This is a genomic window from Synechococcus sp. PCC 7335, from assembly GCF_000155595.1.
In the GTDB taxonomy this organism is placed as follows: domain Bacteria; phylum Cyanobacteriota; class Cyanobacteriia; order Phormidesmidales; family Phormidesmidaceae; genus Phormidesmis.
In genome coordinates this window covers 4,311,549-4,325,366 of sequence record NZ_DS989904.1, presented here as the reverse complement: position 1 = coordinate 4,325,366, position 13,818 = coordinate 4,311,549, and the positions used below count along the sequence as shown (strand labels likewise).

8 protein-coding genes are annotated in these 13,818 nt (G+C 47.2%); 4 read left to right on the top strand and 4 right to left on the bottom strand.

Annotated elements, in window-relative coordinates:
• Positions 1-65: 65 nt before the first annotated feature.
• Positions 66-1,136 carry a 3-deoxy-7-phosphoheptulonate synthase gene (locus S7335_RS18085; protein ID WP_006453729.1) on the top strand — a complete coding sequence of 357 codons (1,071 nt, stop codon included), beginning with the start codon at positions 66-68 and terminating at the stop codon, positions 1,134-1,136.
• 62 nt (positions 1,137-1,198) lie between these two features.
• Here S7335_RS18085 and S7335_RS18080 read toward each other — a convergent pair whose 3' ends face one another.
• Complete coding sequence (locus S7335_RS18080) at positions 1,199-2,707, bottom strand: hypothetical protein (RefSeq protein ID WP_006455032.1); 1,509 nt, start codon at positions 2,705-2,707, stop codon at positions 1,199-1,201.
• A gap of 409 nt (positions 2,708-3,116) precedes the next feature.
• Here S7335_RS18080 and S7335_RS26185 point away from each other — a divergent pair, with 409 nt between their 5' ends.
• Entirely contained in the window at positions 3,117-5,405 is a 2,289-nt protein-coding gene (locus S7335_RS26185) for a FecR domain-containing protein (RefSeq protein ID WP_006456634.1), read from the top strand.
• Positions 5,406-5,444: 39 nt separating this feature from the next.
• Here S7335_RS26185 and S7335_RS18065 read toward each other — a convergent pair whose 3' ends face one another.
• A complete protein-coding gene (locus tag S7335_RS18065; protein WP_006457356.1) occupies positions 5,445-8,000 on the bottom strand; it encodes a serine/threonine-protein kinase in 2,556 nt (851 codons plus the stop codon).
• A 446-nt stretch (positions 8,001-8,446) separates the two neighbouring features.
• Between S7335_RS18065 and S7335_RS18060 the strand changes: the two genes are divergently transcribed.
• Complete coding sequence (locus S7335_RS18060; protein ID WP_198011393.1) at positions 8,447-8,971, top strand: NYN domain-containing protein; 525 nt, start codon at positions 8,447-8,449, stop codon at positions 8,969-8,971.
• Between the two features lie 677 nt (positions 8,972-9,648).
• Entirely contained in the window at positions 9,649-10,080 is a 432-nt protein-coding gene (locus S7335_RS18055; RefSeq protein ID WP_038016480.1) for a hypothetical protein, read from the top strand.
• A 132-nt stretch (positions 10,081-10,212) separates the two neighbouring features.
• Here S7335_RS18055 and S7335_RS18050 read toward each other — a convergent pair whose 3' ends face one another.
• Both S7335_RS18050 and recN read right to left on the bottom strand, forming a co-directional pair.
• Positions 10,213-11,793, bottom strand: a complete 1,581-nt coding sequence (locus tag S7335_RS18050) for a sodium:proton antiporter (protein WP_006457462.1) — start codon at positions 11,791-11,793, stop codon at positions 10,213-10,215.
• 93 nt (positions 11,794-11,886) lie between these two features.
• Complete coding sequence (gene recN, locus S7335_RS18045; protein WP_006455709.1) at positions 11,887-13,800, bottom strand: DNA repair protein RecN; 1,914 nt, start codon at positions 13,798-13,800, stop codon at positions 11,887-11,889.
• Positions 13,801-13,818: the final 18 nt, after the last annotated feature.

Below are 13,818 nucleotides of genomic sequence, written 5' to 3'. Positions count from 1 at the left end.
CCTGGCACAATGGGGAAAGTCTTCTCTATTATTCGGCCGCATACCTATTGATAGATACCCAACCTATGTACAAGACCCAAGACCTTCACGTGGTCGAAAATCGTCCCTTGCTTGCTCCTAATCAACTACTTACGAAGCTCCCTTTGACTGAGACGGCCGCTGCCTTAGTCACAGAAACGCGTGATCGCATTCGTAATATCATGCACAACGAAGATCACCGCCTGCTGGTGATTGTCGGTCCTTGTTCTGTGCACGATGTAGACGCTGCCTATGACTATGCGCAAAAGCTGATTAAGCTCAGAGAGAGATTTTCAGACCAGCTGGAAATTGTCATGCGAGTCTACTTTGAAAAGCCACGGACAAGTATTGGTTGGAAGGGTCTGATTAACGATCCTCATCTAGACGGTAGCTACGATATCAATGAAGGATTACGATTAGCTCGAAAGCTGCTACTTGATCTCTGTGATCTGGGTTTGCCGGCTGCTACAGAGCTACTAGACCCCATCACGCCACAATACATCGCCGATGTGATTGCCTGGACAGCTATCGGTGCCCGGACGACTGAAAGTCAAACGCACAGAGAAATGGCGTCAGGTCTTTCTATGCCTATCGGTTTTAAAAACAACACTGATGGCAGCTTGCAAGCGGCCTCTAATGCCATGCTAGCGGCTAGCCAGCCGCACCATTTTCTTGGAATCAACGGCGATGGCCATGCCAGTATCGTTTCTACGACAGGCAACGCTGATGGCCACTTGGTTCTAAGAGGTGGCAAACAAGGCCCTAACTACGAAAGCGCCCATGTAGAAAGCGCTGCCCAAACGCTCGCTGAGCAAAACCTAAATCCACGCATCATGGTTGATTGTAGCCATGCTAACGCTAACAAAGATCACAATCGCCAAGTTACTGTGCTAGAGAACATTGCTGAGCAAGTAAGGCTTGGCTCACAGCACCTGATGGGCGTCATGATCGAGAGCCATCTAATCGCAGGCAATCAACCTATTCCTAAAGATTTGAAGGCTCTGAACTATGGTCAAAGTATCACTGATGCCTGCGTGAGCATTGAAACAACTGCCGCAATGTTAGACCAGCTTGCGTCTGCAGTAAAACAGTCAAGTGCGGCCAAAGTCGGCGCTTAGTGTAGGCAATTCAATCGTAGCTGCTTGAGATGAGGCTTAGAATAACCTAGAATATAGGGCTATCAAAACAGCGGTATATTCACATTTAGTCCAGCACCGTAGAAAATATCATCCAAATTTACTCTTGGTGCAGAGGAGTTGCCTAAGCGGGTACCGCCAAATAGGCTGAGCCTGCTTTCGGGCGTGATGTTATAGCTAATGACGCCTAAAAACTGGTGAGATATGTCGAAACGGTCAATTTGAAGATAGTCGTCAAATTCTAGCTGGTATAGCAAGCTAGTACGAAGATTTGGAGTTGGTGCATAGTTCACAGAGGAGATGAGTGTTTGCCGAAGTCGGCTAGCGTTAGCCGGATCGGCAAAGCCAAGCCGTAGCTGGTAGAAACCGTCTACCCATGCTCTCTTACTTAAAATTCTGCGGTGGCTGACCATAGCGTCTAAGTAATTTACACCCAGAAGCCTTTCTCGATAGCCTGGGGTATATAGCTTTTGGTTACGCCAGCCAACTTGTACAAATGTTCTACGAAACAGGCGATGCCGTATGCCAGCTTGTACTTCTACTTCGTTGTAATCAATTTCATATCGGGCGAGACTCGTTCCTGCGATCGCGTATAAATTTGTGTTTTCTGAAAGCCTTGGAAACAGATATAGCGTCAGTCCGCTCTGATAAATTTGCTCTTCTATCGCAGTTTCAGTCCGAAACGCATTGTCTGTATTCAAAAATCCCAAGCGCCCGCCGAGGAAAGCAATCGGTAGTTTGGGATTGGGAGGGGGCGGTGGTGCCTGAGTCGTCTGCAAGAGTCGTAGGACACCTAGGTCTTCATCTTCACGTGATCGCGTTTGCTGTAGCCGTAGCGTTCCTAAATCGTCGTCTAGAACCCGATCCGTTTGTGCTACAAGGTCCTCACTAGCGGTATCAAAAGGAAAACTGGTTCTATCTGAAGTGCTGACCGGCGCTGCTGACTCTAGGAGAGCCATCTTTTTTGAAGTAACCGTATCTAAGAATGTTGTTTCTAGTGCGATCGCTTCAGCCTGTTGTGTAGTGACAGCGGAAGTCGATGATTTTGTGGGTAGTTCCACTCCCGGTAGAGCTTCCTCTGCAGACGTTTCTTCTAGTCGCGGCTGATCCCTGGCTGATTCTTCTAGCAGCGCTTCTAGTTCTGTCAAGTTTCTTTGAGTAACTAGCTGAGCTGCAAGCTCACTTTCTATCAGACAGGCAGCTCGCTGACAGGAAGAAGCGGATAGCTGAGGGAGAGTGCCTTCGACCACCGTTTCTTCGACAGCGATCGCCGAGCTGATAGAACTAGGTGTAGATTTTGCCTGCGTATTAGTCTGAGCATTAGGTAGAGCAGGTGGTGTCTGGGTTGGTGACGATTGTGGTTGCCATACCTGCTCGGATTGGATTGCCCAATTAGCAGTTTCACTACCGCCTGTTCCTATTGCCTCAGTGCCTACTCGGCCCTCAGTACCTATTTGTGAGAGAGCAGATACGGATAATACATTCAGCACACCGCCTATACTGATACTTAGTGTGAGAACCCGCTGGCAAGCATACAAAGCCCGGTTCTGCATAGACAATTAACCTGAAGGGGCAAAACCCGTGTGTTCTCCTCGAACCAAAAACACACAAATTCTAGACTAGGACATATAGGCCGTAGTTAATCAGCCTAATCTACACGTGTAAATTAACTTACACTATCTATATCCGTATACAGAAGTCTCTATCCAGCAGAAAACGTAGTGAAATTGAATTTTTGCCAGTTTTTCTCAACTAACTTCATCTTGTTTGAACAAATAATCATGATTTGAACAAGTCTAGTTTAAACAGCTCTCAATCGCGTTGATTAGGTTTCAAAATAGAGTATATGGAATTACTAACGCTTAAAGCGCCGACGCAAAGCATTAAATATAGAGTAAGAGAAGAACAGGGTAAGGGCAGATCAGCAGAACTTTTCAGTGGGATTTCCTCCATACATCGTCTATGTGTGATAAGCAGTTGACAAATCATCCTAACCTGAAGCGCGATCGCTCTATCTTCTCGTGGACTTTGTCTATAGGGCTCGCCTTAGCTAGTCTTGTCCTCCTACCTTGTGCGGCTGTTGCAGAGCCTGAGGAGCTTGAGTGGGCAAGGGTAGATTTCTTGAGCAACCGAGTACAGCTTGTTCCTAGAGAGCAAAGAAGTCGGCGTGCAAGAATTGCTGATGTCCTAAGCATCGGTGATGCTCTAAGGACCGCTAGAGCATCGCGCGCTGAGCTACGTTTCAACGACGACTCTTTAGCACGCATTGGAGAAAGGGCTACCTTTCGATTTACTCCAAGCACTCGTAACTTCCAGCTAAGTAATGGCACCATTTTGCTGTTGATTCCCCCAGGCAGAGGCCGTAGCACTGTTCAAACGCCTAATGCAGTGACAGGCATTCAAGGCTCCGCGCTGTTTGTACGCTACATACCAGAGACGGAAACGACAATCGTCGGTGCGCTGACAGATAACCCCAACGGGCCGATGATTCTGTTCAACGAAGACGGAAGTGAGCAGCAGGCGTTACGCTCGCATGAGATCGGTGTGGTCGAAGGTGATCGAATCACTCAGGTCTATCAGTTTGACGGTGAGTTGTTCTGGCAGACTAGTGGCCTAGCAGAAGGTCTTGACTACCTACCAGCACCTTCTCAGCCAGGTAGTTCTTTGGAGGCAAATGATCCTTTAGAAGGCGTTCGCCAGGAAATTAGGGAGGCACTGTCAAATCAACGTCCGCTTAATGGCAACGGTATTATCGAAAACCCCGATTCCTTTAGCAGACCAGCTCCACCAGCAGAAGTTGTTCCCAAGCCAGCTACCGTTGAACCCACAGCAGCAGATTCTCAACAATCGACACCCGTCACTACTAACGGCGCCGCAGAACCTGATTCCGTAGAAGGCACTATCTCAGATACTTCTGAGGGTTCCGACACGTCTGTGGAAAGCACAGATATAGCAACGGTGGGCAATGGCACTACTGATCAAGAAATACTGGACACTTCAGAAGAGTTGGAAATGCAAGTAGCCCAAGACCTTGAGTTGGAGCTAGAGCTAGAGGCAGATGGCGTAGAAGTGCATGACTTAGAGATCAATGAGACAGTTCAGCAATACTTAGAAGGAGATACCGGTGAGCTAAGCAGCTCACAAGATTTCGAAGCGGATAGTTCCTTACAGCCCAACACCGCAGATGCAACGGAAGACGCTGAAAGTAGCTCGTCAGCGGTAGGCAACAACAGCGATCGCTCTGCTGATGTAGAAGCCTCGACTGATAGCGACTTAGATAGTGGAGTAGAAGGTGGAGTAGCGCCAACCATCGAAGACAATTCGCCTGCAACGAATGACTCAGCAGTCACAGAAAACTTGATAGAAGACACAGTAGAAACTGACAGCAATACCAGCAGTAGTGCTGACGAACTCAATGGTAACCTCACTGGTGACTTAGACAGCAGTGTAAGTACAGACACTAGTCCAGAATCGGTTGATAGTCTCAACGCTGTTCCGACTACTGAGGATTCGACACTCCCTACCACTGATATAGAAAATCCGACAGTAGATAGTCCGGATACTATCGCACCAGATGCAGTCACGCCGGCACCTATCAATATCATAGACATAACGCCTGCCGCTGAAGAACCGCCGATTGAGATACTGTCACCGACAGACCAAATTGAGATTATCGTACCCGTCATGGACCCAGGTGTTCCTGTAGAGCCACCCGTTCCTGTAGAGCCGCCTGTAGAGCCGCCCGCGCCTATTGAACCACCCGTTCCTATTGAACCACCCGTTCCTATTGAACCACCGACTCCTGTAGAGCCACCTGTTGAACCACCCGCACCTGTAGAGCCACCTGTTCCTGTAGAGCCACCTGTTGAACCACCCGCACCTGTAGAGCCACCTGTTCCTGTAGAGCCACCTGTAGAGCCACCTGTTCCTGTAGAGCCACCTGTTGAACCACCTGTAGAGCCACCTGTTCCTGTTGAACCACCTGTTCCTGTTGAACCACCCGTTCCTGTTGAACCACCCGTAGAGCCACCTGGTCCTGTTGAACCACCCGTAGAGCCACCTGTTCCTGTTGAACTACCCGTAGAGCCACCTGGTCCTGTGGAGCCACCAACTCCTGTTGAACCACCTGTTGAACCACCTGGTCCTGTGGAGCCACCGACTCCTGTTGAACCACCTGTTCCTGTGGAGCCACCTGTTCCCTCGGGTCCGGGTGAGCAGATGAGCAATGGCGTGGTGAATCCGTCACCGTAAATTAGTTTGAGGTGAGCTAGCCCAAGCGTTATATCAGCGTTATATCTCGGTATCTTCTGGCTTCGTTTCAGTATTGTTGAGCCAATCTTCGGGAAGAATCTGAGTTTCGTCTAGCTCTGAGCTGAGAGCGATCGCGCCAGGTTGACTGCCCTGCCCATAAATAGACTCGGATGCTTGTCCAAAGTCGCTTTCGTTGATAACAACATCATCTACAAGCTGATCCATATTCAGCTGATTGAGGTCAGCTAGACACTGATCGCTAGATTCGTAGCGTTTGTTGAAGTCATAGCGCACCATTCGATTGATAATCCTACATACTTCTGGTGAAATGTCGTTTACAGTATGCGACCAGATGACTTCGCCATCTTCACTGCGTTTTAGCGCATTGGGGGGGTGCCCAGTTAGCGCTTCGATTGCTGTGATGCCGAGCGCATAAAGATCGCTACGGACAGTAGGCATTCCAGCTGACTGTTCGCTAGGCATATAGCCTTGAGTACCGATGCCAACAGTCGAAGTCGCACTAGTCTTATCTTCAGAAATCCTATTAGAGATCGTTTTGACCGCGCCAAAGTCAATTAAGACATAGCGTTTGTCACTATGGCGGCGGATGATATTAGACGGTTTGATATCACGATGGATGACACCTTGCGAATGTACAAAGCTAATAATAGATAAGAGATCACGTAGCATAGTAACGACGGCTCTTTGAGGGAACGGACGTCGGCTAGAGAGGAGATCGCGTAAGAGTTTGCCCTCTATCATTTCTTGAACAAGATAAAAGACCTGATTGACTTCAAAATAGGCAAGTAGCCGAGGAATTTGACTGTGTGTACCGAGACGTTCTAGAACTGAGGCTTCGGCGGCGAATAGACGGCTAGCAAGCTGATGAGCTTTGGGGTTATCACTGACAATCTTTAGCTGTTTGACAACGCAGACCGGATAGCCAGGGCGTAGGGTATCTTGAGCTAGATAAGTCTCCCCGAAGCCACCCGATCCAAGCACAGCTGAGATGCTGTAGCGATTGCACAATAAGGTACCGATTAATTCTGTATGGACATCAGCGAGTAGATCTTGAAGATCGTCCTGTTCACTAATGATCTCTTGTACCAGTGGAGACGTAGCATATCGAGCAAGCGTTGTACGCAGCTTGTTACGCTTAAATCGATCTCCGGTAAAGCCAATACCAAAGTTGACAAGGCCCATCGAAGCGATCGCCACTATGGGCGTACCCGTCATCAGTATCACCTGAGCACCTGTGAAGGCGGCATAGCTGATTCCACCCCATACAGCTATACTACCTATCGTCACTAACGCTCGCTGAGAGTGACGTTTGGTCTGATGAAAGAGCATACCCACACCCATGCCTAAAGCAAGTACTGCCAAGGCGTTCGCAGTAGAGCTTTTGACTAGTCGGGTGGGTGAGAGCGTCTGGTCTAAGGTCGCAACAGTATTTGCTAAAATCTCTACCCCAGCCATCTCAGTCGGGTATAGCAGACTTCCCGCAAAAGGGGCCTTGTGAAAGTCTCGGCGCTCAGGAGCGGTAGTTCCAATGATGACCATCTTATTTTTAAAGTAATCACCCGAGTCTAGATAGCTGCGCCAGAGATTGCTATCCAAGACATACCAAAAGGGGATCTGCTCAAATGTCTTGCCTGGACCGTAGAAGAAAATATTTTCTTGCTGTCTTTTTTTCTGCTCGCTTGCTAAGTAACTATTGGAGTGATTATCGGGCTTGCTTACTTGCGTTTGGGCGTAAGGTCTTCTAGCAGCAGCTAGCGTTGCCTGGGCAAAACTTAATGGCTGAGGTTCAAAAAAATCATCGAAGGTCGCAGAAGAAATCTCTTTAAAAGCGCTTTCAGTGTTTTCTAGGGCCTGCGCTGCCAAAAAGGCTTGACCTAACTGGTGAATTTGATCGTTGGGCTCTTTAGGAAAGTTGATAGACCCTAGACGGATACCTGCGTTTCGAAACTGCTGAAGGGGTAGCGCTGCACTATAAATAGTCCCTTGGTCAAGATAGGTCCTGCTGTAGTCAGCAGCTAGAACGATGCGATCGCCATAGCGTTTTAGCGCGTTCGTGAATACATCGTCGTCGGTCTTACCATAGCTACTTGGGGTTGTAAACAATATATCCAAAGATACGGACAAGGCCCCCGCTTCCATCAGCCGTGAAATCACCTTTGCGTAGGCCTCACGTCGCCACGGCCAAGACTCAATCACACTCAACTCTTCATACCGCTCGGGGTTAACTCGGTAGTGCTGTCCTTGAGATAGAGACTCTTTATCAATTGCTAGGATTACGATATCTTCAGGTGCCTCTATGGGGCCCCGCAGCTCAAAAAAGAGACTTTGAACCTGCCTTTCCCATAGATTGACAATGCCTAGATTCAGTCCAATTGCCCCTGCCGCGATCGCTGTAAGTAGCGCAGAAGCCCCCAGTCGCCAGTGCTTTTCCGTCAACTGATGTGGCCAGGTAATTAGCCGCTCCTGGATGGTTAAAGTAGCTGTGGGCCGATCAGTTGATAGCGATCGCCTCGCTTTCCTCGAAGACTTTTGAGCAGACTTTAAACGCTCAGAGTTTGAAACGGGTTTGGGCATAGCCGATCATATATTTCTATCGTTTCATAAGGTGTGAAGAAAAGCCCCAATCAGCATCGTTACACACTCAGTATGAGAAAGTATATGTTTGTATAAAAACGTTGATTGTTGAAGAAAACGCCTATAATAGTTAACCCTAGGGCAATATAACAACGCAACACATACTTTATAGTTTTTGACTGTCAAGATTAACGATGAGCTCTAGCCTATACTCTATCGCTTAACAAGGTTATCGCTTAAAAAGTTAATGCTTAGAAGTGCTTTTAGAGAGTATGTAAGTCAGTCTTCAGTCGTTCTATGCGAACAGGCCGTCTTTCCGAGTTATTCCTTAAACAAAGGCTTTATTGTTCTTATAGTAATCCCTATAAACAAATGGGTAGCAGTTGTGATATGACTTCGCCTTGCTACTATTCTGATCTTCTATATCCCCATGCTATCTAATTCCTATGGCTGCACGTATGCTGAACCGGCTATCTATTTTTATAGATGGAAACAACATGTTCTATGCCCAGCAAAAGAACGGCTGGTTTTTTGATCCGAAGCGAGTATTAGAATACTTCCTTAAAGAGATAGAAGGTAATGTCCTGGGAAATGCTTTTTGGTATACGGGCTTAAAAGATCCACAGGATCAAAGAGCCTTTCGAGATGCATTGATTAGCCTGGGCTACACCGTCCGGACAAAGATCTTAAAGGAATATTATGACGATGCCTCTGGCCGATATTCTCAAAAGGCAAACTTAGACATTGAGATCGTTGTCGATATGTTTAATACAGTCGATCAATATGATCGAGTCGTTTTGTTTAGCGGTGATGGTGATTTTGAAAGGGCAATTGAATTACTACGCTCCAAAAGTACACATATTACGGTTGTTTCGACAGAAGGTATGATTGCTCGCGAGCTACGGAATGTTACTGATCGCTACATCGACCTCAACTCAATTCGTCGGCGTATAGAAAAAGTAGATAGTTAGTTCAGCCTGCTAGTAAATTAGTCAGACGATAGAAGAAAAAAACTAATTGATTTGTTAGCTCGACCTTAGACTTTTCCTACTTTATTTATGAGAATCTACCTACAAATAAATGGTCTAAAAAACGCTCTGCCAGCCAAAGTTTTTAAAAAGTACAAACAATGGTAAAGAGAGCGTAAAGTGCTCGTAGATACGTACTTCTATTTTCTACAATAATAAAATCTATTAATTAGAGGTTGATGTTGATAGATAGCGGCTCGCGCCTGCTAATCTCACTCCAAACGCACCCCACTCCAAACGCAAAGGGTAGGCGAACCTGAACAGATAGGTTTAGCGTTCTATACTTAGCTCTCTTGTCGAACTGAATACTTTTAGAGAGGACATTTGCTATACAAGCTGTTGTTAGAGATGTATAGAATAAAGGATATTAGCTAGTGAAAAAGATGGGTGGTTAGAGTTAGGTTCTATACTCAGTTTGACACGATAGCTGCTCCGCTTGTAGTACAACAAATGGTACGGAATAAGTTCCAAGATGTACTGGTTGAGGGATGTAACTTTATCTATCTGTCAATCTACCTTGATGATGACTCGCCTACTGAAATTTCTACACCCAGAGCTGTACCCTGAAAGAGTGAGCTGTTATCAACATTTTTTCTTACGCTTTCTATTAATTCGTACCTATGCAATACCTGGCAAAGGTTCATTCTAATCGGTCTTCTAGTAAAACACAGCTGCAGCTCCTGGCGAGGAACTCATCTGGGAATCAGTGGGAGGTACTAGTATCTCAGAGCGTGATTTCGACTTCTAAAGACGTTCCCTTTGGCGAGCAGATGCTATTGATAGCCGAGATAGAGGGCGATGACCAAGTAGTTAACGTAGCAGACGCGACGGAATGGGTGTTGGGCTTGGTTAAGGACTATTTAAGTTTGGGTTTAACGCCAGAGGAACTAAAAAGCGAAATTGAGCGGGCAGAACAGTGGCGGCAGTCACTGACGCTACAGACTCAGGAAGTACGGCGTCGAACCCTTGAAATGGCTGCTCGACGTGACGAAATTCAGAATTTGGAAAAACGTTTAAAGCTAGCTCGCGAGACCTCAGAGCGAAAAGACTGACCCTAGAGCGAATAGACTTAATCCTTTAAAAGTTAGATTGAACCTTAGACTTAAAACAGGCCGGAGCTACACTTTCTATAGCTTTTCTGAAGTACTCCACACTCATATATAGGGAGTAAAGTCCTTTAGACATCAGGCACTCTGAGGAAGCACATCTTGTAGTAATGGTGCTAGTTCATCCTTGAGTTGTCCTGCCCGGATGAATTCAGCGTAAGTGTCAGATTCAATAGCGAGCAGCTCATCGCGGATCTGCTCGGCGGCGTAGGTAAGCAGATCCGGGTTTGATCGCTGTAGCTCTACTAAGTCATCTTTCAGTTCTTCTAACTGGCCTTCTACCAAAGCAATTTGATATTTTGCAAATTCTTCATCAACTTCCTGACGGTCAATCAGCTCTTTCAGTCGATCCAAAACCCGGTTTAGGGCAACTCTATGGGCAACCAGTTGGGTATATCTTTGCCGGGTAGGCTGATCGCCTAGTAGATTTAACCAGGACAGTAGCGGCTGCGTTGTCAACCCCTGCACTAACAGTGTAAATAGCATCACGCCAAAGACAACAGCAATGATTTCTTCTCTTTGGGCCAGCGACTCTGGCACACTTAATGCCAGTGCTACCGATACCGACCCACGTAGGCCACCCCACCATAGGATAGTTTGTCCAGACATGGAAATATTTTCGCCTTTAGTTACCCAATTACTAAAAGCACCTAGCCCAAAAACGCTGACTGCTCTAGCGATGATAATAATCAAAATAGCTACAAAAATAGTCTCTGAATAATCGATCAAGGCTTGAAAGCGCACTTGGTCACCAATCAGCAGAAATACGATGGAATTGACAAAAAAGGCTAGAAATTCCCAGAACTCAGAGACCACTAAACGAGTGCGAGGGTTCATCCCAATTCGAGAGCCAAAGTTACCTAGAATTAGCCCAGTAGTGACTACAGCGATGACGCCTGATCCACCCACTTCCTCGGCAATAATGTAGGTGCCATAGGCCGAGACTAAGGTCAAAGACTGCTCTACTAGCGGGATGTCAAATCGCTGAGTCAAGAAAGAAATTCCAAAGCCAATAAGTCCACCCAGACTGATACCAAGACCAACAAATATGCCAAACCGGGCCAGCGTTACAGAAACGTCGAACTGCTCTATCCCGATGGCAATGCCCAGTAGAAGATTGAAGGCAACAACTGCAACTCCATCGTTGAATAGACTCTCGCCTTCCATCAGTGTCGTTAGTCTTTTATCGACCCCCAACTCTCTAAACAAGGCTGTCACAGAGACAGGATCGGTTGCCGATAGACTCGCACCTACCAAAAGAGCAGTGGCTAGCGAAGCCCCAGCAAGCTGCTGAAGACCAAAGACTAAGCCCAATATGCAGATAACAACGCCCAATATGGCATAGAGCAAGATTGGAAAGAAATCGCTTTTGAGACGACTCCATTTAATATTCCAGGCAGCCTCAAACAGCAGGGGCGGTAGGAAGATGAATAAAATTAGCTCTGGCGAAAGATTGACTAAGCGAACATCGACAACAGCTAACCCTAAGCCTACAAGTAGCAGCAGTAGCGTGTAGGGAATGTTGCGAAGAACGCTGAATACACGAGATAGCGTAGCGACACCTAGTGAAACGGAAAGCACTAGTAAAAACTGACGCAGGTTTGATTCGATAGCTGGATCTTCGAGGACGGGCTTTATAGCTGCAACTATCCAAGGCATATTTTTTGAATAAATCTAACTATGTCAACAGAAATATTAGCTTTGCCAATATCCACCTCACTATAAGCGTTAGGGAAGCGTTAGGGACACGAATTACCCTGCCTTTCGGATTGTTTCGGCTTGGGCTAACAAAGAGTCGGCAAATGCGATCGCCTCACTATGAGAGCGGCCTCCGGCTAGCTGAGCTAATTCATCTCGTCGTGCTTCGGTGTTGCCAAGCGGTGTGACTCTGACAATGGTACGCTCGCCTGCATCGGTACGCGCCTTGGCTTCCTTGGTCTTGCCTTTAGTTTGATCTTGAGATCGACCTTTAGCGTGCCTTCTAGTTTGAGCGGCAATCTTCTCAAGCGCTTTGGCTTCTTCTTTGGTAGGAGCTTTGGTAGGAACAGCTTCTAGCAGCTGAGTTTGCGCGGACTTTGATTTGGGCTTCTGGCTGTGCTTAGAGGCAGGCTCTGTAGCAGAGGCAATCACATGTTTGCCAACGTGATAGTGAGCATCGGCCATAGCAGCCACTAAAGGTTGATGAGTAACACATAGCACCTGGTGCTCACGGCTAAGCTGGTGGAGTTTCTCGGCGATCGCCTGGGCCACTCGCCCCGAAACACCCACGTCAATCTCATCAAAGACCATGGTGCTGATTGGATCGACCTTAGAAAAGCAGGCTTTAAGCGCCAGTAAGAACCGGCTCATTTCTCCTCCAGAAGCAATGTCGGCTAGCGGCTGAAGCGGTTCGCCAGGATTGGGACTAAAGAGGAAGGCGATCGCATCTCCTCCGTGTATAGTCGGCACTTGAGACTGGATATCTACCTTAAACTTTACTCTCTCCATTGCTAGCGGCTTGAGCTGAGTGACAAGATCCGCCTCGAGTTTCTTAGCTGCTGCCTGGCGTAGCTTAGTGAGCCGATCGCAACTTTCTAACAGCTTTGCTTGCTTATGCTGATAGGCTTTTTCTAATTCTTCGATTGACTGCCCAGCTTCTCCCATTGAAGCTAACGAAGCTTGGATGGTCTGATAATGCTCAATCAGCTCGGGTAAGTCGCGATTGTACTTCCGACAAAGCTGCTTTAGCTGAGAGATCCTAGCTTCAATCTGATCTAGTCGCTCTGGGTCGGTTTCGATATTCTCTCCATAGGCATTGATCTGCTGTCCGGCTTCTTGCACCTGAGCTAGGGCCTCTGCCACCATCTCAATGATCGGGTTGATATCAGGATCAAAACGCAGCATATCCGTCAGGACAGTCTCAGCATCACCTAATAAATCAGAGCAAGCTGAGCCATCGTCGTTTTCGTACAGCATCTGATAGACCTGATAGCTCTGCTGCTGTAGCTCGACGCTGTGACTTAGTCGCTGATGTTCTATCTGTAAATCTTCTAGCTCATTGGGATCTTCTAATGCCGCTTCGCTAAATTCTTTATTTTGAAACTGAAGCATCTCTATTTGTTCGGCGCGTTGCCGGTCGGCTTGGCGGCGCGCATCTAATATCTTCTTAGCTGAACTAGCAGCGGCATAGTTAGCAGCAACTTGGCCCTTTTGCTCGAGCAGTTTCTGATCGCCAAATCCATCCAACCAATCTCTCTGTAAGTCATGATCGCCTAGCTGTAGCGTTTGACCCTGAGCGGTGATCTCAATTAGGAGCTGCCGCAAAGCATCCATTTGTGGTTTCTTGACCGGTATGCCGTTGAGCCTAGATTTGCTACGAACCGAATTTTTACCCGCTGTGAGATCACGTCGGCAGGTGATAATAGCGCCTCCATCCGGTATCGCTTGCTCGCTCAACCAGCCGGATAGTCGGGTATCGACTTGAAAAGTCGCTTCCACAAGTGCCTTCTCAGTACCCGTTCTAACCCATCTACCGCTAGCTTTGCCTCCTAAAACAGCATCAATCGCATCTAATATGATCGACTTACCTGCACCAGTTTCTCCGGTTAGTACATTTAGACCAGGCTTAAGTTCTAGTTCAAGCTGATCGATGAGGGCAAAATTCTCGATTTTCAAAGACACCAACATAAGGATCAGCAATTAAAT

Coding starts and splice junctions, on each gene's coding strand:
- S7335_RS18085 (WP_006453729.1), top strand. CDS start 66: ATGTACAAGACCCAAGACCTTCACGTGGTCGAAAATCGTCCCTTGCTT.
- S7335_RS18080 (WP_006455032.1), bottom strand. CDS start 2,707: ATGCAGAACCGGGCTTTGTATGCTTGCCAGCGGGTTCTCACACTAAGT.
- S7335_RS26185 (WP_006456634.1), top strand. CDS start 3,117: ATGTGTGATAAGCAGTTGACAAATCATCCTAACCTGAAGCGCGATCGC.
- S7335_RS18065 (WP_006457356.1), bottom strand. CDS start 8,000: ATGCCCAAACCCGTTTCAAACTCTGAGCGTTTAAAGTCTGCTCAAAAG.
- S7335_RS18060 (WP_198011393.1), top strand. CDS start 8,447: ATGGCTGCACGTATGCTGAACCGGCTATCTATTTTTATAGATGGAAAC.
- S7335_RS18055 (WP_038016480.1), top strand. CDS start 9,649: ATGCAATACCTGGCAAAGGTTCATTCTAATCGGTCTTCTAGTAAAACA.
- S7335_RS18050 (WP_006457462.1), bottom strand. CDS start 11,793: ATGCCTTGGATAGTTGCAGCTATAAAGCCCGTCCTCGAAGATCCAGCT.
- recN (WP_006455709.1), bottom strand. CDS start 13,800: ATGTTGGTGTCTTTGAAAATCGAGAATTTTGCCCTCATCGATCAGCTT.